The following is a 19,981-nucleotide window of genomic DNA, read 5'->3' as shown; positions in this document are numbered from 1 at the left end:
CGAATGACCTGCACGTCGACCCCCTGAACGGATGGACCACCATGTCAGCACCACGCCGCGCCGTCATCGGCAGCGGAGTCGCAGGCCTCACCGCCGCCCACGTGCTCAGCACGCGCGGCCCCGTGACCCTGTACGAGGCCGACGCCCGCCTCGGCGGTCACGCGGACACGCACGAGGTCGAGGTGGACGGTCGCGTGGTCGGCGTGGACACGGGCTTCATCGTGCACAACGACCGGACCTACCCGACGTTGCTGCGCCTGTTCGCCGAGCTCGGTGTGGCCACCCAGGACTCCGACATGAGCATGTCGGTCCGGGACGACGAGTCCGGCCTGGAGTACGCCGGCGCGAAGAAGGCCAAGGGGCTGTTCCCCCGCGTCGCCAACCTCGCCAACCCGTCCTACCTGCGCATGCTCACGGAGGTGAAGAAGTTCCACGGTGCTGCCCGCGACGTGCTGGCCCGCGACTCCTCGGACACCGACCGCGACGAGACCCTGGGCGCCTTCGCCCGCCGGGTCGGCTTCAGCGCGTACTTCACCCGCCACTTCCTCGAGCCGGTCGTGGCAGCCGTGTGGTCCTGCGACCCGGACGTCTCGCTGAAGTACCCCGCCCGCTACCTGTTCGAGTTCCTCGACCACCACGGCATGCTCACCGTCTTCGGGTCGCCGACCTGGCGCACCGTCACCGGCGGCTCGAAGCGCTACGTCGAGGCCCTCGCCGCAGGCATCGACGACATCCGCCTCGCGACCCCCGTCAGCTCGGTCACCGAGACACCTGACGGCGTGCTGGTGGTCGACGCCGGCGGGAACAGCGAGACGTACGACTCCGTCGTCATCGCAGCCCACCCGCACCAGGCGCTCGCCATGTTGAGCACCCCCACCGACCTCCAGCGCGACGTCCTCGGCGCGATCCCTTACTCCAGCAACGTGGCCCAGCTGCACACCGACGAGTCGGTGCTGCCGCGCACGACGGGTGCCCGGGCCTCGTGGAACTACTGGCGTCGCCCCGAGCGCGCCGGTGGGACCGGTGTCCTCGTGACCTACGACCTCACGCGGCTGCAGCGCCTCGACGTGCCGGGACGGCGGTTCCTCGTCACACTCAACGGCGTGGACTGCGTGGACCAGGACAAGGTCATCGACACGATGAGCTACGAGCACCCCCTCTACACCCCGGAATCCGTTGCGGCGCAACGACGTCTTCCCGAGATCAACACCTCGCGGGTCGCCTTCGCCGGCGCCTACCACGGGTGGGGGTTCCACGAGGACGGCGCGCTCTCCGGGGCCAAGGCTGCGGCTGCTCTCGGCGTCGACTGGGACGAGGCGGTCGTCGAGGAAGTGCCGGAGGAGGTCGTCGCCCGATGAGGACCTCGCCCGCGACGCGCATCTACGCGACGTCGGTCCACCACGCGCGCAAGGAGCCGGTCGCCCACCGGTTTCGCACGCGCAGCCACAGCTGGCTCGTCGACCTCGACGACCTGCCGCGCCTGGGTGGCCTGCAGCGCCTTGCGAGCTTCGAGTCGCGCGACCACCTCGGTGACCCCGCGCGGACCCTGCGCCAGAACCTCGACACCTTCCTCGCCACCAAGGGCGTCGACCTGCGCGGCGGGCGGATCCTGATGCTCGCCATGCCCCGGGTGCTCGGAACCGTCTTCAACCCCATCAGCGTCTACTGGTGCCACGACCCGGAGGGCACGCTCGCGTGCACCGTGGTCGAGGTCCACAACACCTACGGCGACCGGCACGCCTACCTCGTGCAGGCCGACGAGTTCGGCCGGGCAGAGGTCGACAAGGCCCTCTACGTGAGCCCGTTCAACGACGTGTCGGGCTCCTACAGCCTCACCGTCCCCGAACCCGACGACCGGGTGTCGGTCCAGGTCGTCCTCCGACGCCCCGGACGCCCCGCGTTCGTCGCCGGGATGACCGGGCGCGCACTACCCGTCACGACCCGCACGGTCCTGCGCCTGGCGCTGACCCAGCCCCTCGAACCTCTCTCCGTCTCGGCACGGATCCGACTCCACGGCATCTGGCTGTGGCTGCGTCGCCTGCCGGTCCAACCCCGTCCGTCCCACCACCAGGAGGCAGTCCAGTGACCACCGCCACCGCCGGGCTCTCCATGAGCCCCGCCATCGACCCCGTCCGCTGGCCGGGCCTGACCACCCGCCGCGCCAGGGCGCGCCGGGTCGTCGAGGGTGCCCTCGCCCGACGCATCTTCCTGTCCGCGGTGAAGCGGCTGCCCGTGCGTGTGCAGCTCGGCCGCGAGGCGATCGTCGGCGGAGCGGCCGTGGACCCGACCGCACCCCTCATGGTCATCGAGCGCCCCGACGCCTTCTTCGAGGCCGTCGGTGCCAACGGCCTCATCGGCTTCGGTGAGTCCTACATGGCGGGCGACTGGAACGCCGAGGACCTCGGCGGCCTGCTCGAGGTGTTCGCCGCCCAGATGGCCACGCTCATCCCCGAGCCGCTGCAGAAGCTGCGCGCGGTCTACGTCGCCCGCATGCCGCACACGGAGAAGAACTCGACGGCCAACACCCGCAACAACATCGCGAGGCACTACGACCTGTCCAACGACATGTTCGCCACGTTCCTCGACAGCACCCTCAGCTACTCGTCGGCGTTGTTCGCCGGGGACGAGCAGCGCGGCGGACCGGTGGCGGGGGAGGCCGTCACGGTCAGCCGTCCGGCGTCCGCCCCGGCCTGGGACGACCTGGCCGAGGCGCAGGGCCGCAAGGTCGAGCGCATGCTCGACTCCGCGGGGGTGGGTGAGGGCAGCCGCGTCCTCGAGATCGGCACCGGCTGGGGCGAGCTCGCCATCCGCGCCGCCCGACGGGGCGCGACCGTGCTGTCGGTCACCCTCTCGTCCGAGCAGCAGGCCCTGGCCCGCGAGCGCATCGCCGCAGCAGGGTTCGCCGAGCAGGTGGACGTGGAGCTGCTCGACTACCGCCTGGTCGAGGGCAAGTTCGACGCCGTCGTCTCCGTCGAGATGATCGAGGCCGTGGGGCACGAGTACTGGGGCGAGTACTTCCGCAAGATCGACAGCGTCCTCGCTCCCGGCGGCAAGGTCGCCATCCAGGCGATCACGATGCCGCACGACCGGATGCTCGCGACGCGCTACACGTACACGTGGATCCACAAGTACATCTTCCCCGGCGGCTTCCTGCCGTCGACCCAGGCCATCGTGGACGTCAACCGTGCCCAGACCTCGTTGCGGGTCTCGGAGCGGCTGTCCTTCGGCCAGCACTACGGCGAGACCCTGCGCCTCTGGGACGAGCGGTTCCTCGGTGCGCTCGAGCGGGTCCACCAGCTCGGTTTCGACGAGGTCTTCGACCGGATGTGGCACTTCTACCTCGAGTACTCCCGGGCGGGTTTCCGCTCCGGCTACCTCGATGTCCAGCAGCTCGTTCTCCAGAGGGAAGGCGGCCGATGACCGCGACAGACACCACCCCCAGCACCGCCACGGCCACCCAGCCGGGCGTCGCCACCGAGATCGCCGCGGCGCTCGCCCCCTTCGTGGGCGGCGCCCTGCCGGTGCACCTCACCGCCTGGGACGGCAGCGCGGCCGGCCCGCAGGACGCCCCCCACGTCGTCCTCCGGTCGCCGCGCGCCCTGCGCAGGCTGCTGCGCCACCCGGGTGAGCTCGGCGCCTCGCAGGCCTACGTCACCGGCGAGCTCGACGTCGAGGGCGACCTCGACGCGGCCCTCACGCACGTGTGGTCCGTCGCGCACGAACGCGGCCTGGGCGCCATACGCCCGACTCCGGCGGCCATCGCCGCGATCGTCAAGGTTGCGAAGAGCGCTGGGGCACTGGGGATCCCGCTCCCGCCGCCGGCGAGCCAGGCCGTCCTCAAGGGGCGCCTGCACAGCCTGGGTCGCGACAAGCAGGCCATCCACCACCACTACGACCTGTCGAACGAGTTCTACGAGCTCATCCTCGACCCGCACATGGCCTACTCCTGCGGCTACTGGACCTCCGACGACCCCGACTACACGGTCGAGGACGCCCAGCGCGACAAGCTCGACCTGGTGTGCCGCAAGCTCGGCCTCCAGCCGGGCATGCGCCTGCTCGACGTCGGGTGCGGCTGGGGATCGATGAGCCTGTATGCCGCGGAGCACTTCGGCGCGCAGGTCACCGGGGTGACCATCGCCGCCGAGCAGAAGAAGTTCATCGACGCACGCATCGCCGAGCGTGGACTGCAGGACCGGGTCGAGATCCGGCTCCAGGACTACCGCGACGTGCCGGACGGCGACTTCGACGCCGTCGTCTCCCTCGAGATGGGTGAGCACGTGGGGGAGCGCAACTACCGCACCTACACCTCGGTCCTCCACGACCGCGTGCGCCCCGGTGGCCGGGTGCTCATCCAGCAGATGTCCCGGCGTGGCCGGCACCCGGGTGGGGGTCCCTTCATCGAGTCGTTCATCGCCCCCGACATGACGATGCGGCCCGTCGGCCAGACCGTCGACCTCATCGAGGAGTCGGGGCTGGAGGTGCGCGACGTGCACGCGCTGCGCGAGCACTACGTGCGCACCGTCGATGCCTGGCACGACACGTTCGAGGCCAACTGGGACCGGGCCGTCGCCCTGGTCGGTGAAGAGGTCGCCCGCGTGTGGCGGCTCTACCTGGTCGGTGGCTCGATGGCCTTCCGCGACGGTCGCATGGGCGTCGACCAGATCCTGTCGGTCCGCCCGGACCACGGTTCGTCCGGCCTCCCGCCGCAGCGCCCTACGATCTGGTCATGACCTTCGACAGCTCGAACTTCCTGGCCGTCACCGGTCTCTCGCTCCTCGCGGTCGTCGTCCTCATGGCGGCGACCGCGGTCGTCGGCGCGAGGCAGGGGCGCGTCAGCGTGGTCGACACGACCTGGGGCCTCGGGTTCGTGGTCGTGGCGGTCGTGGCCGCCCTGGCCGGTGACGGCACGGGGTGGCGCCGCCTCGCCCTCGTGGTCGTCGTCGCGCTGTGGGGTCTGCGCCTGGCGTGGCACGTGACGCGACGCAACGCGGGCAAGGGCGAGGACCCGCGCTACGCGGAGATGCTCGACAAGGAGCCCGGGAACCCGACGTGGGTCGCCATCCGGAAGGTCTACCTCGTGCAGGGCCTGGCCGTCTGGTTCGTGTCCCTGCCGATCCAGGTGAGCGCTGCGTCCGGACCCGGGATCACCGTGGTCGCCGTCCTCGGGCTGCTGCTGTGGGCGGTCGGCCTCACGTTCGAGGCGGTCGGTGACGCCCAGCTCAAGGCGTTCAAGGCCGACTCCTCCAACAAGGGCAAGGTCATGGACCGCGGCCTCTGGTCGTGGACGCGCCACCCCAACTACTTCGGGGACTCCTGCGTCTGGTGGGGGATCTACCTCGTCGCCGCGAGTGCGTGGCCCGGTGTCCTCACCGTCCTCTCGCCCGTCGTCATGACCTACTTCCTCGTCTTCGCCACGGGGGCCAAGCTCCTCGAGAAGCACATGGGCGAGCGCCCCGGGTACGCCGAGTACCGTCGGCGCACGAGCTACTTCCTGCCCCGCCCGCCGAAGCAGGCCTGAGACCTCCGCCCGACCGTCGGGACCGACGTGGCGGCCGTGTCGGACACGGCGGCTAGGGTCCCTGGGGTGGACTGCCTCTTCTGCCAGATCATCGATGGCTCGGTGCCCGCCACCGTCGTCGTCGACGAGCCGTTCGTGCTCGGGTTCCTCGACACCCGGCCCGTGTTCAAGGGGCACGTCCTGCTCGTGCCCCGCATCCACGTCGACACCTTCACCGACCTCCCGGCCGAGCTCCTCCCGGTCCTCATGGGCGCGGCCCAGCGCACGGCGAGCGCCGTCGTCGCCGGGCTCGGTGCGCAGGGGTCGTTCGTGGCGATGAACAACGTCGTCTCGCAGTCGGTCCCGCACCTGCACGTCCACGTCGTGCCGCGCACCAAGGGCGACGGGCTGCGCGGCTTCTTCTGGCCCCGCACGAAGTACGCCTCGGACGAGGAGGCGCAGGAGTATGCAGGGCGGGTCGCTGCCGCGCTCGCGCCTGCACCCCGGTGACGCCATGAGGACCCACACCGTCGTGCCCTCGCCGATCGGCGACCTCACCCTCATCGCCGAGGACGGCGTCCTGGTCGCGCTGCACATGGACCGGGCGAAGCACGCACCCGGCTCCGCGGCCGAGCTGGGGGAGCGGGACGACAGCGGCTTCGACACCGCCACCAGCCAGCTCGGCGAGTACTTCGCCCGCGAGCGGACCACCTTCGACCTGCCCCTGGCGCCGGTGGGCAACGCGTTCGAGCAGAAGGTGTGGGCGTTGCTCCGCGAGATCCCGTACGGCCAGACCCGCAGCTACGGCGACCTGGCCAGGGCGCTGGGCGACGTCGGGTTCAGCCAGGCGGTCGGGGCCGCCAACGGACGCAACCCGCTCGGCATCATCGTCCCGTGCCACCGCGTGATCGGCGCGGACGGCAGCCTCGTCGGCTATGCCGGTGGCCTGGACCGCAAGCGGTTCCTCCTCGCCCTCGAGGAGTCCGAGGAGACCCGGGCCGCACGGTTGTTCTGACCGGCCGTCCACGTCCTGGGACGACGTGGGGCGCCTGTGGCTCGTGGGGCCTGTGTCCGGTCTGCGCCTCGTCCGTTCGTGCTGTTCCCCCCGCGCGGTCAGGTGGGCGGCGACGCGGACCGGCAGGGTGGGCGGGTCTGCTGCGGCCGGGTCCGGCCGCTCCACGCGCGGGAGGAGAGGTCGGTGCGGGTCCAGCTGGTCAAGCTCGGGGTGCTGTCCGCCCTCGTCACGGCGGTCGTGGCCCAGACGGCGTCCGCCCACGAGCTGACCGCGGGGGCCGGGTCCGCCGAGAAGGTCTCCACCGCGTCGGCGGTCCCGCCGGTCGACCTGTCGGTCGGGCCAGCGGTGACGCCTCCCGTGGTTGCCGTCCCCGACGCGTGGTCCTTCGACGACGCGCACGGTGCGTTAGCGCCGGCCGCCGGTGCTGCCGGCCGGGTCGTCGTGGCCGTCCGCCGGGCCGTCGCACCGCCCAAGCCGCCGAAACCCCCGACCAGGGCCTCCTCGGGCGCGCTCCCGCGGGCGGGCACACCGCAGGCCGTCCTCGCCGCCGCCTACGTCAGGGCCGCGGCCGCCGCCCCGGCCTCCTGCCACCTCCGCCCGGCCCACCTCGCTGCCATCGGCCAGGTCGAGTCCGGCTCCATCGGTGGTCGCCAGGTCGACGCCGACCACCGGGTGACCCCGGCGATCTACGGCCCGCTGCTCGACGGCGGACCCTTCGCGGTCGTGCACGACAGCGACGGGGGTGCCTACGACGGGGCCGGCGACTACGACCGTGCCGTGGGTCCCCTCCAGTTCCTGCCGGGTACCTGGCGCTGGGCCGGGCGCGACGGTGACGGCGACGGTCGCCGCGACCCGCAGAACGTCTTCGACGCCGCCCGGGCGACCGCCGACTACCTGTGCCGCGACGGACGCGACCTGTCCCGCAGCGGTGACCTGCGCTCGGCGATCCTCACGTACAACTGGTCCGGGGAGTACGTCGCCGCGGTCTCGCAATGGGTCACCTTCTTCACGCGGCACGGGCTGGCCCCGATGACCGACGTCGCCTTCCGGGTGGGTTCCGGCGGTCGCGCCAGCGACCTGGCGGTCGCCGAGCCCGAGAAGGCGAAGAAGCCGGCCAAGAAGCCGGCGAAGAAGCCGGCGAGGAAGCCGGTCAAGGCGTCACCCACGACGCCGCACCGGGGTCCCGTGACGACCCTGCCGACCCCGTCCCCGACGACACCGGTGCCGACCACACCGCTGCCGACCACGCCGGTGCCCGACCCGACGACCTCGGGGCCCACGACCCCCGATCCCTCCACGACCACACCGGTCCCGGACCCCACACCCTCGACCCCCGACCCGGCGTCGACGGTCCCTCCGCCCGAGCCGTCGGGCGACGTGTCGACCTCCTCGACGGGGTGAACCCGACGACGTGATGCGCATCGCAGCCCACGCAGCGAGGTGAGGCCACGGCATACGTGCGCCGATAGGGTTGTTGACGCAGATGCAGGCGTCATCGAGGACGGCACCCCCGACCAGGGGTGGCCGTCCTTCGTCTTTCACAGGAGAGTGTCGGTATGTCGCACGAGGTCCACACCCAGCAACGTCACCGCGTCGTCGTGGTCGGTTCGGGGTTCGGTGGGTTGTTCGGCACGCAGGCGCTCAAGCGCTCCGACGTCGACATCACCCTGATCGCCAAGACCACCCACCACCTGTTCCAGCCCCTGCTCTACCAGGTGGCCACGGGCATCCTGTCCGAGGGCGAGATCGCGCCTGCGACCCGTGAGGTGCTCGCCCGACAGGACAACGCCCGCGTGCTCCTGGGCAACGTCACACACATCGACCTCGAGTCCAGGACGGTGACCTCCCGCGTCCTCGACCGCGAGACCGTCACCGAGTACGACTCGCTGCTCGTCGCGGCGGGTGCCGGCCAGTCGTACTTCGGCAACGACCACTTCGCCCAGTACGCGCCCGGCATGAAGTCGATCGACGACGCGCTCGAGCTGCGCGGACGCATCTTCGGTGCATTCGAGTGGGCGGAGCTGGCCACCACCCCCAAGGAGATCGAGCGCTTCATGACGTTCGTCGTCGTCGGCGCCGGACCGACCGGGGTGGAGATGGCCGGCCAGATCGCCGAGCTGTCGCGGCGCACGTTGCGTCGGGACTTCCGGTCCATCGACCCCACCCGCGCGCGCATCGTGCTGCTCGACGCCGCACCGACCGTCCTGGGGGCGTTCGGTGACCACCTGGGCGCCAAGGCCGCCGAGAAGCTGCGCAGCCTCGGGGTCGAGGTCCAGCTCGGTGCGATGGTGACCGGGGTCGACGCGACAGGCATCGACGTCAAGGACTCCGACGGCTCCATGCGTCGCATCGAGTCCGTCACCAAGGTCTGGGCCGCCGGGGTCCAGGCCTCCGAGCTGACCGCCCAGCTGTCGGAGCAGTCCGGCGCAAGCCTCGACCGGGCCGGACGCATCGAGGTGAACGACGACCTCACCCTCCCGGGCCACCCCGAGGTGTTCGTCGTCGGTGACATGGCCGCGCTCAAGGGCTATCCCGGTGTCGCGCAGGTGGCGATCCAGGGTTCGCGCTACGCCGCCGACCAGATCAAGCGACGGCTCGCGGGCCAGGCGCCGGCCGGCCCCTTCGTCTATAAGGACAAGGGATCGATGGCGACGATCTCGCGCTTCAGCGCCGTCACCTCGATCGGCAGGCTCCACTTCAGCGGCTTCGTCGCGTGGCTGCTGTGGCTGGCCGTGCACCTCGTCTACATCATCGGGTTCAAGCACCGCCTGACGACGCTCCTGCACTGGGCGGTGAGCTTCGTCGGCCGTGGGCGGTCCGAACGCACGGTGACCGAGCAGCAGGTGTTCGCCCGCACGGCGATCGAACAGCTCGGCGACGGGTACGCCCCGTCCCTGCCGCGCGTGCCTGCCGACCGCAAGCCGCCGGCGCAGTCCGTGGCCCAGGCGCGCGAGCAGGGCAGCCGCGTCCTCTGAGACCGGCGGTCCGTGCGGCGTTGGCAGGGGGGGAAGTTCGCCGCACGCAGGCACGCGGGCGGGCGTTCGCCTAGGGTGCAGCCATGCCCCTGGACTACCCGATCCACGAGTTCACGCTGCCCAACGGCCTGCGCGTCGTGGTCTCTCCCGACACCAGCGTCCCGAACGTCACGGTCAACCTCTGGGTCAACGTCGGCTCGCGCCACGAGGTCGCCGGACGCACCGGCTTCGCGCACCTCTTCGAGCACCTGATGTTCCAGGGCTCGCGCAACATCGCCAGCGGTGAGCACTTCACCCGGCTGATGGCCGAGGGCGGACGCCTCAACGCGACGACGTGGTTCGACCGCACCAACTACTTCGAGACCGTGCCCAAGGGTGCGTACGAGCTGGCCCTCTGGATGGAGGCCGACCGGCACGGGTACCTCCTCGACGCGGTCAACCAGGAGAACCTCGACAACCAGCGGGACGTCGTCAAGGAGGAGAAGCGCCAGCGCTACGACAACGTGCCCTACGGCAAGGCCCTGATCGAGGTGTATGCCGCGGTGTTCCCCGAGGGGCACCCCTACCACCACCCGACGATCGGGTCGATGGAGGACCTCGACGCGGCCAGCGTCGAGGACGTGCACGAGTTCTTCCGCCGCTACTACGGGCCGAACAACACCGTGCTCACCCTCGTCGGCGACCTGACCCCCGAGGAGGGCTTCGCCGCGGCCGAGCGCTACTTCGGTCACCTGCCGGCCAGCGCCGAGACGCCGCGCGCCAACCTCCCGCAGCTCGAGCCGCTGCCCGCGCCGGTGCACGTCGACCGGCCGGGACCGGTGCCGAACGACCGGCTGCACATCGCGTTCCGGCTGCCGGCCGACAACACCGAGGAGTTCTTCGCGGCGGCGCTCGCGATCGACGCCCTGGGTGGGCTGTCGACCTCGCGCCTCGTGCAGCGCTTGGTGCGCCGCGAGCAGGTCGCCAACGCGGTGCAGGCCCACGCGATGGGGTTCGTCGACGGCGTGAGCCTCGGGTTCTTCGTCGTGGACGTCGCCGAGGGGCAGGACCCGCAGGCCATCGAGGCTGCCGTGGTCGAGGAGCTCGAGCGGTTCGCGAAGGAGGGCCCGACCGAGGTCGAGGCCGAGTCCGCGATGGCGCAGTCCGAGCGCAGCTGGCTGTCCGCACTCGCGGGACAGGAGGAGCGGGCCGACCTCATCAGCCAGCACGCCCTCCTGCACGGCGACGCGCAGTTCATCAACACGTTCCTGGACCGCATCGGCCAGGTGACCCCCGACCAGGTGCGCGCCGCGGCGCAGGCCTGGCTGGCACCCGAGAGCAGGGCGGTCGTGCGCCACCTCGTGGCGACGCAGGAGGACGCAGCATGAGCACCGGACACACCACCGCCGAGACCCCGCAGCAGGATGGTGCCCCGCGCCCCGAGGTCACGCCGCCGGGTCCGTGGAGCTTCCCGGTCCCCACCCGGCAGACCCTCTCCAACGGCATCGAGGTGCTGGCGTACGACATCCCGGGGCAGTACGTCATCTCGGTGCGCACGGCGCTGCCCCTTCCCCTGTCTGCCGAGCCGCGCGAGGTCGAGGGCGTGGCCACCGTGATGGCACGGCTGCTGGACGAGGGGACCGCCGAGCACTCGCCCGAGGAGTTCGCAGAGCTGTTGGAGCGCAAGGGGATCGCGCTCGGGGCCTCGGTCAACGAGGCCGGTGTCGGGGTCGACCTCGACGTGCCCAAGCGACGCCTCGAAGAGGCCCTCGACCTCCTGCGGCTCGCACTCTCCGAGCCGGTCTTCCCGCAGAGCGAGGTCGACCGCATCCGTCGCACCAGGCTCGCCGAGATCGAGCAGGAGCGGGCCCTCGCGCCGCAGCGCGCCGCGCGCGAGTTCGTCGCGACGTTCTACGACGCGCAGGACCGGGCCTCGCGGCCGTCGGCCGGCACGGCCACGTCGATCTCAGCGCTGACGCGACAGGACGTCGTGGACTTCCACGCCAGGCACGTCGGCCCGCAGGGCATGACGGCGGTCGTCGCCGGCGACCTGTCCGACCTGGACGTGTTCGGCATGGTCGAGCGCACCCTCGGCACCTGGACCGCGGAGGCCTCCGTACCGGACGCCGTCCCCGCGCTCCGCGCCGCCGACGCCGCGCGGATCGTGCTGGTCGACCGGCCGGGCTCGGTGCAGAGCGAGGTCCTCGTGGGCTGCGCGGGCCCGGACCGACGCGTCGAAGGTGGCTGGGCGCCATACCCCGTCCTCGGGTTCGTGGTCGGCGGCTCGCCCAACGCACGGGTGGACGCGGTGCTCCGTGAGGAGAAGGGCTACACCTACGGCATCCGCTCGGTCTTCCGGCCGCGCAGCTCCGGCGGTTTGTTCCTCACCTCGGGGTCGGTCCGCGCCGACGCCACCGTGGAGTCCGTGCAGCTCCTGCTCGAGATCCTCGGCAGCGGTCGCGAAGGCTTCGGCGAGGAGGAGGTGCGCTCCGGGGTTGACTTCGTCAGCAAGACCGCACCCGGCCGCTACGCGACGGCCGACGCGGTCGCCGACGAGGCCTCGACCATGGCCCTGGAGGGGCTCACGACGGAGTTCACCACCCGCAACCTCGAGCAGATGCGCGAGCTCGGTCCGAAGGACCTCCAGGAGGCCTACCGCCGGTGGGTGCAGGGGGAGTGGACCGTCGTCGTGGTCGGGGACGCCTCGACGTATGCCGACGCCATCCGCGAGCTGGGCGTCGGCGAGGTCACCGTCGTCCCCAACTGACGTGAGCCGGACGCCGGATGGCGCCGGGCCGTCGGGCGCTGTCCGGCGTCCGGGGCGCGGCGCGGCGCGAACGAGGTGCCTCGTCAGCGGTTCAGGCGCGCGCGTCGGTACCCAGACGGGCGAGCACCTCGTCGTGCAGCAGCCCGTTGGTGGCCACGGCGTTGCCACCCCACGGACCCACGGTGCCCGCCAGCGACGTGAACCGGCCGCCGGCCTCGGTGACGATCGGGACCAGCGCCGCCATGTCGTAGACCGCGAGCTCGGGCTCCGCCGCGATGTCGACGGCCCCCTCGGCGACGAGCATGTAGGACCAGAAGTCTCCGTAGGCGCGCGTGCGCCAGCACTCGTCCGTGAGGTCGAGGAACTGCTGGTGCCGATCGAGGGCACGCCATCCCGACAGGCTCGAGTACGACAGGGAGGCGTCCTCGATCCGGGACACCCGTGACACGTGGATGCGCTTCGCGGCGGTCAGGCTGCGACCGGACCAGGCGCCGGATCCCGTTGCAGCCCACCACCGCCGGCCGAGCGCCGGTGCGGCCACGAGGCCGAGGACCGGCTGCCCCTCGTCGACCAGGGAGATCAGCGTCGCCCACGCGGGGACGCCCCGGACGAAGTTGTGGGTGCCGTCGATCGGGTCGATGACCCATCGCCGCGGGCCGTGTCCCGTGGTCTCGAACTCCTCGCCCTCGACGGCGTCGCGGGGCCTCGTGCGCTTGAGCTGCGAACGCACGAGCTCCTCGGCGGAGCGATCCGCATCGCTCACCAGGGTGAGGTCCGGCTTCGACTCGACGACGAGGTCCTCGGCGCGGAACCGCGCCATGGTGATGCGTTCGACGGCGTCCGCCAGGACATGGGCGAGGCGCAGGTCGTCGTCGTAGGGCACCCGGCCACGCTAGCCCGTCCCCCCGGTGCGGCGAGGGACCGCCACGGGTGCACTCACAGCAATCTCCCAGCCGCGAAGGGGTGTCGGCCCGAGCGGTCCACCGCTAGCGTCGGCGGACCTGAGGTCCCGACAGCCCGTCCGCACCGGACCCGACCGACCCGCAGGAGCCTGCCGTGTTCGACACCGTCCTCGGACTCCCCGTCCACGCCCTCGTGGTGCACGGCGTCGTGGTGCTCCTGCCGCTGATGGCCCTCGTCACGCTGGTCTGGGCCTGGCGTCGACCGGGACGGGCGACCGCCGGGTGGCTCGTCGTCGTCGCCGACGCCGTCGTCATGGTCATGACCTTCGTGGCCAAGCAGTCGGGGGAGGCGCTCCAGCGACGGCTCGGGGGCCAGGCCGCGGTGGAGCACGGTCAGCTCGCCGGACCACTGCCCCTCATGGCCGGTGCGCTGCTCCTGGCCGCGGTCCTCGTGCAGGTCCACCGCACCCGGGTGTCGGCCTCCGCCACCACCGGTCAGCAGGTGCGCACGGCCCTGTCCGTGCTGGTTACGGCGGCCGCCGGGGTCGTGGTGGTGTGGACCATCCGGGTGGGTCATTCGGGCGCCGAGGCCGTGTGGGGGCAGATCGTGAGGAACACGTCCCAATAGGTCGAAAAGCCACTCACGCCGAAGATCTGCTCTCAGGTCGGCTGCGAGACGATCACGTTTTTGTCTCGGGTTGGCTCAGAACGTCGCCTTTACTCCCTCCTTGCTCTTTCATGGGTGCCACAACACGACGCCCTGGGCGTTACAGGGCTGCACTCCGACCGGCGTGCAGCCCGGACCGACCGTTCACTCGAACGGCAGACCCTAAGTAGGAGGACATCAATGCGAGGACTTACTCGCACGGTGACCATGGTTGCTGGTATTTCCACCGTGGCGCTGCTCGCAGCTGCCTGTGGTGGCGGTAGCGGCGACAAGGCCACCAGCTCCAGTGCAGGCGGCAAGGCCGGCGGCGCTGTCACGGTCCGTGGGTGCAACCCCCAGAACCCCCTCATTCCCAGCAACACCACGGAGACCTGTGGTGGAAACGTGCTCGACGCCATCACGGCGAAGCTCGTCCACTACAACCCCGAGACCGGTGCGCCGGAGAACGACATCGCGGACAAGATCGACACCACGGACAACCAGAACTTCACGGTGACGATCAAGAAGGGTTACAAGTTCCAGGACGGCACCGAGGTCAAGGCGAAGAACTTCGTCGACGCCTGGAACTACGCCGCCTACGGCCCGAACGCCCAGTCCTCCGGGTACTTCATGGAGCCCATCGAGGGTTTCGGTGACATGCAGTGCGCCGGCACCGACGCCGAGGACCCCTGCAAGGGGTTCACGCCGAAGGCCAAGACCCTCACCGGTCTCGCCGTGAAGGACGACTACACCTTCACGATCAAGACCACCGAGAAGGTCTCCAACATGCCGGTCCGTCTCGGCTACTCGGCGTTCTCGCCGCTGCCGGACACCTTCTTCAGCGACCCGAAGGCCTACGGCGAGAAGCCGGTCGGCGCGGGCCCGTACAAGCTCGACTCCTGGACCAAGAACACCGAGATCAAGCTCAGCAAGTTCGCTGACTACTCGGGCAAGTTCGGTGGCAAGCTCGACGCGATCACGTTCAAGATCTACCAGGACGCTGACGCTGCCTACACCGACGTCCAGGCCAACAACCTCGACGTGACCGACGAGGTTCCCTCCTCGGCGATGATCGACGACAAGTACAAGACGGACCTGCCTGACCGCAACGCCCAGAAGGCCGTTGGCGTCATCCAGACCATCACGTTCGCGCCGGTCAAGGTCGACCCGAACTACGCCGACCCGAAGATCCGTCAGGCCATCTCGATGGCCATCGACCGTCCGACGATCATCAAGCAGATCTTCAACAACACCCGTCAGCCCGCCACCGGCTGGGTCTCCCCGGTCGTCGACGGCTACAAGGCCAACGCCTGTGGCGAGTACTGCACCTTCGACGCTGCCAAGGCCAAGGCCAAGCTGGACGAGGCCGGCGGCTTCAAGGGCGGCAAGATGACGATCGCCTACAACGCTGACGCTTCTCACAAGGCGTGGGTCGAGGCGACCTGCAACTCCATCAAGGGTGCCCTCGGTGTCGACTGTGTCGCCACCCCGGTCGTGGACTTCTCCACCTTCCGCGGCAACATCGCGGCGGGCAAGCAGAAGGGCATGTTCCGCACCGGCTGGCAGATGGACTACCCGTCGATCGAGAACTTCCTCGCCCCGATCTTCAAGACCGGCGCGTCCTCGAACGATGGCAAGTACAGCAACCCTGAGTTCGACAAGCTCCTCACCGAGGCTGCTGCCTCGACGGACGCTGCTCAGGCCAACCAGAAGTACCAGGAGGCCGAGGCACTGCTCGCCAACGACATGCCGGCCATCCCGATGTGGTACTCCACCGCGACCTTCGGCTGGTCCGACAAGGTCACCGGCGTGAAGATCACCGCGTTCGGCACGATCGACTTCTCCAGCCTCGCGCTGAAGTAAGTCGACCCGGTTCGCCCACCCTGATCGGGTGAGTGGATCCAGACAGGTCGTCGGCCTGCCGGCCCAGTGTCGGCAGGCCGATGGCCTGTCCGGGGACAGTCGTGGCGTGACCCGCCTGATGCCCCCGGCACCCCCTATACGACTATGTTGTGATGGGCAGCGACGCCAACCTGAGGTAGCGTCCCCGCTCGTCCAGCCACGCTGCCGGGAACACCCCATCCCGCTGGCGTCAAACCCAAGGAGGTGACGTGTACAAGTACATCCTTCGGCGACTGATTCAGATGATCCCGGTGCTGCTTGGAGCCACGTTCATCATTTTCGTCATGGTCTACGCCCTTCCCGGCGACCCCACCATCGGGCTCTGCGGCGAGCGTCCGTGCCCGGCTGCCTTCGTGGCCGAGTTCCGTGACAAGCACGGCCTCAACGACCCGTTCCTGGTCCGGTACTTCACGTACATGGGCAACCTCCTCCACGGTGACCTGGGCACCAACTTCCGCGACCTCGCGGTGGTTGACGAGCTCAAGCTCCGCTACCCGACCACGGCCAAGCTGGCCGGTATGGCGATCGTCTTCGAGACCGTCATCGGCATCATCGCCGGTGTGCTCGCCGGCATCCGCAAGGGCCGGTTCATCGACAACCTGGTCCTGGTGAGCACGCTCTTCGTCATCTCCATCCCGATCTTCGTCATCGGTGTGACGCTGCAGTACTACTTCGGCCTCAAGTACCCGATCTTCCCGGCGACCGTGGGCTCCGACGTCACGTACTACAAGCTGCTGCTCCCGGCCTTCGTCCTCGGTTCTGCCTCGATCGCCTACGTGGCCCGCCTGACGCGCACCAACCTCGTCGAGAACCTCCGGGCCGACTACCTGCGCACCGCGACCGCCAAGGGCCTGACCCGCCGGCGCACGCTGAGCGTGCACGCCCTGCGCAACTCCCTCATCCCGGTCGTCACCTTCATCGGCGCCGACTTCGGCGGCCTGCTGGGTGGCGCGATCGTGACCGAGCGCATCTTCAACATCCAGGGCGTCGGTGGGTTCCTCTTCACCGGCATCCGCAACCGCGACCCCGTGAGCGTCGTCGGCACCGTGACCGTCCTGGTGCTCGTCTTCCTCATCGCCAACCTGCTCGTCGACCTCTTGTACGGCGTGCTCGACCCGAGGATCAGCCATGACTGAGGCATCGACCATCGCCGTCTCCGCAGAGGCCGGTCAGCCGGTGGGTGGCCAGGCGGACGAGGGGCGTTCGCTCGCGTCCGACGCCTGGCGCCAGCTCAAGGGGAACCCGATCTTCTGGGTCTCCGTCAGCCTGATCACCCTGTTCGTGGTCATGGCACTCGTGCCGCAGCTGTTCACCAACGTCGACCCCGGCGCCGCCGTCCTCAAGGAGGCCCGTGCGGAACCAGGGGCCGACGCGTGGTTCGGTCGCGACATCCAGGGCTACGACATCTACTCGCGCACCGTCTACGGTGCCCGCGCGTCGATCCTCGTCGGTGTCTTCTCGACGCTGGCCACGGTGGTCATCGGCCTGGTCATGGGTGTCCTCGCCGGGTACTACGGCGGCTTCCTCGACACCCTGGTCTCCCGCGTGACGGACATCTTCTTCGCGATCCCGCTGCTCCTCGGCGGCATCCTGTTCATGTCCACCTTCCCGAACGACCAGAACACCCCCTACCTCGTGGTGGTCGGCAAGGTCGTGCTGGTGCTGTCCGTCTTCGGGTGGCCGAGCATCGCCCGCCTGATGCGTTCGTCGGTGCTGCAGGTCAAGCCCAACGACTACGTGCAGGCGGCGCGCGCCCTCGGCGCCAGCCCCTGGCGGATCATCCGGTCCCACGTCATGCCCAACGCGCTCGCGCCGGTCATCGTGGTCTCGACGATCAACCTCGGTGTGTTCATCACCGCGGAGGCCACCTTGAGCTTCCTCGGGATCGGGCTCACGCCGCCGGCCGTCTCGTGGGGTGTCGCGATCTCGGACGCCCTCGTGGCTGTGCGGACCTACCCGCACATCCTGCTGTTCCCCAGCCTGTTCCTCTCCCTTGCGGTGCTGGCCTTCATCATGCTCGGTGACGCCGTGCGCGACGCCTTCGACCCGAAGTCGCGCTGAGCGGGAAAGACACACACAGATGACGACAACTGACACCGGAACGCGCCGCGGCAAGGCCGCGGCCGGCTCCGAGTACCACGCCAAGGACGGGCTGCTGCTCGAGGTGGAGGACCTCTACGTCGAGTTCCACACCGCCGACGGCATCGCCAGGGCCATCAACGGCGTCAACTTCGACCTGTACGAGGGCCAGACGCTGGCCATCCTCGGCGAGTCGGGATCCGGCAAGTCCGTGACGGCGCAGGCCATCATGGGCATCCTGGACGTGCCGCCGGCCGTGATCCCCAAGGGCCAGATCCGCTACTGCGGTGAGGACCTGCTGACCATGCAGGCGGAGAAGCGACGCAAGACCCGTGGCCCGGAGATCTCGATGGTCTTCCAGGACGCGCTGTCCTCGCTCAACCCGGTCTTCCCGGTGGGCTGGCAGATCGCCGAGATGTTCCGCGTGCACCGCGGCATGAACCGCTCCGACTCGCTCGAGCGGGCGATCAAGCTCATGCAGCGCGTGCAGATCCCGGGTGCCAAGGAGCGGGTGAAGGCCTACCCGCACCAGTTCTCCGGCGGGATGCGCCAGCGCATCATGATCGCCATGGCCATCGCGCTCGACCCGGCCGTGCTCATCGCGGACGAGCCGACCACCGCGCTCGACGTGACCGTCCAGGCCCAGATCATGGCGCTGCTGCAGGAGCTCCAGGAGGAGCGCCAGATGGGGCTCATCCTCATCACGCACGACCTGGGCGTCGTGGCCGACGTGGCCGACAAGATCGCGGTCATGTATGCCGGCCGCATCGTCGAGCGCGCGGACGTGTACGACCTGTACCGCCAGCCCGCCCACCCGTACACCAAGGGCCTGCTCGAGTCGATTCCCCGACTGGACCAGAAGGGCCAGCAGCTCGCGGCGATCGGCGGTCTCCCGCCGAACCTCATGCGCATCCCCGAGGGGTGTGCGTTCAACCCGCGCTGCAAGTACGCCCAGGACGTCTGCCGTGAGGACCGTCCCGCGCTGCGGCTCGTTGCTCCCGGCCGTGAGTCCGCCTGCCATTTCGCCGAGGAGGTCCTCAATGGCTGAAGCCATCCTGACCGCGACCGACCTGGTCAAGCACTACCCGATCAAGGGTGGCGTCCTGCGCCGCACCGTCGGCCACGTCAAGGCCGTCGACGGTGTCAGCTTCGAGCTCCTCAAGGGCGAGACGCTGGGCATCGTCGGTGAGTCCGGCTGTGGCAAGTCCACGCTGGGCCGCCTGCTGATGCGCCTGGAGGAGCCCACCTCGGGTTCCGTGGTGTTCGACGGGGTCGACATGTACGCGCAGAAGGGTCGCGCGATGCGCAAGCTGCGTCGCGACATCCAGATCGTGTTCCAGGACCCCTACACGTCGCTCAACCCGCGCAAGACGGTCGGCGACATCGTCGGGGAGCCGTTCGACATCCACCCCGACGTGGTGCCGAAGAAGGGTCGCCGCAAGGCCGTGCAGGACCTGCTCGACCTGGTGGGCCTCAACCCGGAGCACATCAACCGCTACCCGCACCAGTTCTCCGGTGGCCAGCGCCAGCGCATCGGCATCGCCCGGGGCATCGCGCTCAACCCCAAGGTGCTGATCTGCGACGAGCCGGTCTCCGCGCTCGACGTGTCGGTGCAGGCGCAGGTCGTCAACCTCATGGAGAAGCTGCAGGACGAGCTCGGGCTGTCCTACATCTTCATCGCCCACGACCTGTCCGTGGTGCGTCACATCTCCGACCGCGTCGGCGTGATGTACCTCGGCAAGATGGCAGAGCTGGGGGAGGAGGACGACATCTACGGTCGTCCCACCCACCCCTACACCCAGGCCCTGCTGTCGGCCGTGCCGGTGCCGGACCCGACGCTGCGCGACAAGAAGGAGCAGATCGTCCTCAAGGGCGACGTCCCCTCGCCGGCGAACCCGCCCTCGGGCTGCCGGTTCCACACGCGGTGCTTCAAGGCGCAGGACAAGTGCAAGACCGACATCCCGCTGCTCGAGCTGCGCCCCGACGGCGCCGGCGAGCACCTGTCGGCCTGCCACTTCGCCCAGCCGCGCGAGATCATCGAGACGATCGACCTCACCGAGCAGGGTGCCGGCAACGCCGTCTGACGTCCCCGCACGGCATACGCACGAACGACCGCGCCGCTCCCCTCGACGGGGGCGGCGCGGTCGTTGGTTGCCATGCCGTGAGGGTGGCTCCCGCTGCAGGAGACGCCGTGGGCGGGACCGCGCCCGGAACACGTC

The 19,981-nt window shown here is 69.9% G+C and carries 18 protein-coding genes; 17 read left to right on the top strand and 1 reads right to left on the bottom strand.

Annotated features, from left to right (window positions below; genetic code table 11):
- Positions 1–41: 41 nt before the first annotated feature.
- The 11 genes from ASD62_RS06845 (at position 42) to ASD62_RS06795 (ending at position 12,233) form a co-directional block, all read left to right on the top strand.
- On the top strand, positions 42–1,358 hold the full coding sequence (locus tag ASD62_RS06845) for an NAD(P)/FAD-dependent oxidoreductase (RefSeq protein ID WP_056915316.1): 1,317 nt from the start codon (positions 42–44) through the stop codon (positions 1,356–1,358).
- Positions 1,355–2,086 (top strand): DUF1365 domain-containing protein, encoded by a 732-nt coding sequence (locus ASD62_RS06840; protein ID WP_056915315.1) that lies wholly within the window; start codon positions 1,355–1,357, stop codon positions 2,084–2,086. The genes ASD62_RS06845 and ASD62_RS06840 overlap by 4 nt, the downstream gene beginning before the upstream one ends.
- Positions 2,083–3,420, top strand: a complete 1,338-nt coding sequence (locus tag ASD62_RS06835) for a cyclopropane-fatty-acyl-phospholipid synthase family protein (protein WP_056915314.1) — start codon at positions 2,083–2,085, stop codon at positions 3,418–3,420. The genes ASD62_RS06840 and ASD62_RS06835 overlap by 4 nt, the downstream gene beginning before the upstream one ends.
- Positions 3,417–4,730 (top strand): cyclopropane-fatty-acyl-phospholipid synthase family protein, encoded by a 1,314-nt coding sequence (locus ASD62_RS06830; protein ID WP_056915313.1) that lies wholly within the window; start codon positions 3,417–3,419, stop codon positions 4,728–4,730. Before ASD62_RS06835 ends, ASD62_RS06830 begins: the two co-directional genes overlap by 4 nt.
- The gene (locus ASD62_RS06825) at positions 4,727–5,518 is read left to right on the top strand and encodes a DUF1295 domain-containing protein (RefSeq protein WP_056915312.1); all 792 of its coding nucleotides are present in this window, start codon (positions 4,727–4,729) and stop codon (positions 5,516–5,518) included. Before ASD62_RS06830 ends, ASD62_RS06825 begins: the two co-directional genes overlap by 4 nt.
- A 66-nt stretch (positions 5,519–5,584) precedes the next feature.
- Positions 5,585–6,007: an HIT family protein gene (locus tag ASD62_RS06820; RefSeq protein ID WP_056915311.1), complete on the top strand. Its 423-nt coding sequence runs from the start codon at positions 5,585–5,587 to the stop codon at positions 6,005–6,007.
- 4 nt (positions 6,008–6,011) lie between these two features.
- On the top strand, positions 6,012–6,512 hold the full coding sequence (locus ASD62_RS06815; RefSeq protein ID WP_056917219.1) for a methylated-DNA--[protein]-cysteine S-methyltransferase: 501 nt from the start codon (positions 6,012–6,014) through the stop codon (positions 6,510–6,512).
- Between the two features lie 183 nt (positions 6,513–6,695).
- A complete protein-coding gene (locus ASD62_RS20900; RefSeq protein ID WP_056915310.1) occupies positions 6,696–7,913 on the top strand; it encodes a lytic murein transglycosylase in 1,218 nt (405 codons plus the stop codon).
- Between the two features lie 155 nt (positions 7,914–8,068).
- Positions 8,069–9,487: an NAD(P)/FAD-dependent oxidoreductase gene (locus tag ASD62_RS06805; RefSeq protein WP_056915309.1), complete on the top strand. Its 1,419-nt coding sequence runs from the start codon at positions 8,069–8,071 to the stop codon at positions 9,485–9,487.
- An 83-nt stretch (positions 9,488–9,570) separates the two neighbouring features.
- Positions 9,571–10,854 (top strand): pitrilysin family protein, encoded by a 1,284-nt coding sequence (locus ASD62_RS06800; RefSeq protein ID WP_056915308.1) that lies wholly within the window; start codon positions 9,571–9,573, stop codon positions 10,852–10,854.
- Positions 10,851–12,233 (top strand): pitrilysin family protein, encoded by a 1,383-nt coding sequence (locus ASD62_RS06795; protein ID WP_056915307.1) that lies wholly within the window; start codon positions 10,851–10,853, stop codon positions 12,231–12,233. Before ASD62_RS06800 ends, ASD62_RS06795 begins: the two co-directional genes overlap by 4 nt.
- Positions 12,234–12,324: 91 nt before the next feature.
- Here the strand turns inward: ASD62_RS06795 and hisN are convergent, their stop codons facing one another.
- Entirely contained in the window at positions 12,325–13,116 is a 792-nt protein-coding gene (hisN, locus tag ASD62_RS06790; protein WP_056915306.1) for a histidinol-phosphatase, read from the bottom strand.
- 173 nt (positions 13,117–13,289) lie between these two features.
- Between hisN and ASD62_RS06785 the strand changes: the two genes are divergently transcribed.
- The 6 genes from ASD62_RS06785 (at position 13,290) to ASD62_RS06760 (ending at position 19,846) form a co-directional block, all read left to right on the top strand.
- Complete coding sequence (locus ASD62_RS06785; RefSeq protein WP_056915305.1) at positions 13,290–13,763, top strand: DUF2231 domain-containing protein; 474 nt, start codon at positions 13,290–13,292, stop codon at positions 13,761–13,763.
- 219 nt (positions 13,764–13,982) lie between these two features.
- Entirely contained in the window at positions 13,983–15,644 is a 1,662-nt protein-coding gene (locus tag ASD62_RS06780) for an ABC transporter substrate-binding protein (protein ID WP_056915304.1), read from the top strand.
- 248 nt (positions 15,645–15,892) lie between these two features.
- Positions 15,893–16,819, top strand: coding sequence for an ABC transporter permease (locus ASD62_RS06775; protein ID WP_056915303.1), 927 nt, complete (start codon positions 15,893–15,895; stop codon positions 16,817–16,819).
- A complete protein-coding gene (locus ASD62_RS06770) occupies positions 16,812–17,744 on the top strand; it encodes an ABC transporter permease (RefSeq protein WP_056915302.1) in 933 nt (310 codons plus the stop codon). Before ASD62_RS06775 ends, ASD62_RS06770 begins: the two co-directional genes overlap by 8 nt.
- Positions 17,745–17,763: 19 nt before the next feature.
- Entirely contained in the window at positions 17,764–18,810 is a 1,047-nt protein-coding gene (locus ASD62_RS06765) for an ABC transporter ATP-binding protein (RefSeq protein ID WP_082552864.1), read from the top strand.
- Positions 18,803–19,846 carry an ABC transporter ATP-binding protein gene (locus ASD62_RS06760; RefSeq protein ID WP_056915301.1) on the top strand — a complete coding sequence of 348 codons (1,044 nt, stop codon included), beginning with the start codon at positions 18,803–18,805 and terminating at the stop codon, positions 19,844–19,846. The genes ASD62_RS06765 and ASD62_RS06760 overlap by 8 nt, the downstream gene beginning before the upstream one ends.
- Positions 19,847–19,981: the final 135 nt, after the last annotated feature.

The organism is Phycicoccus sp. Root563, from assembly GCF_001427915.1.
In the GTDB taxonomy this organism is placed as follows: domain Bacteria; phylum Actinomycetota; class Actinomycetes; order Actinomycetales; family Dermatophilaceae; genus Pedococcus.
The sequence above is the reverse complement of the archived record's forward strand: the minus strand, read 5'-3'. Positions and strand labels throughout refer to the sequence as shown.

Coding starts and splice junctions, on each gene's coding strand:
- ASD62_RS06760 (WP_056915301.1), top strand. CDS start 18,803: ATGGCTGAAGCCATCCTGACCGCGACCGACCTGGTCAAGCACTACCCG.
- ASD62_RS06795 (WP_056915307.1), top strand. CDS start 10,851: ATGAGCACCGGACACACCACCGCCGAGACCCCGCAGCAGGATGGTGCC.
- ASD62_RS06765 (WP_082552864.1), top strand. CDS start 17,764: ATGACGACAACTGACACCGGAACGCGCCGCGGCAAGGCCGCGGCCGGC.
- ASD62_RS06840 (WP_056915315.1), top strand. CDS start 1,355: ATGAGGACCTCGCCCGCGACGCGCATCTACGCGACGTCGGTCCACCAC.
- ASD62_RS06845 (WP_056915316.1), top strand. CDS start 42: ATGTCAGCACCACGCCGCGCCGTCATCGGCAGCGGAGTCGCAGGCCTC.
- ASD62_RS06800 (WP_056915308.1), top strand. CDS start 9,571: ATGCCCCTGGACTACCCGATCCACGAGTTCACGCTGCCCAACGGCCTG.
- ASD62_RS06805 (WP_056915309.1), top strand. CDS start 8,069: ATGTCGCACGAGGTCCACACCCAGCAACGTCACCGCGTCGTCGTGGTC.
- ASD62_RS06825 (WP_056915312.1), top strand. CDS start 4,727: ATGACCTTCGACAGCTCGAACTTCCTGGCCGTCACCGGTCTCTCGCTC.
- ASD62_RS06830 (WP_056915313.1), top strand. CDS start 3,417: ATGACCGCGACAGACACCACCCCCAGCACCGCCACGGCCACCCAGCCG.
- ASD62_RS06780 (WP_056915304.1), top strand. CDS start 13,983: ATGCGAGGACTTACTCGCACGGTGACCATGGTTGCTGGTATTTCCACC.
- ASD62_RS06770 (WP_056915302.1), top strand. CDS start 16,812: ATGACTGAGGCATCGACCATCGCCGTCTCCGCAGAGGCCGGTCAGCCG.
- ASD62_RS06815 (WP_056917219.1), top strand. CDS start 6,012: ATGAGGACCCACACCGTCGTGCCCTCGCCGATCGGCGACCTCACCCTC.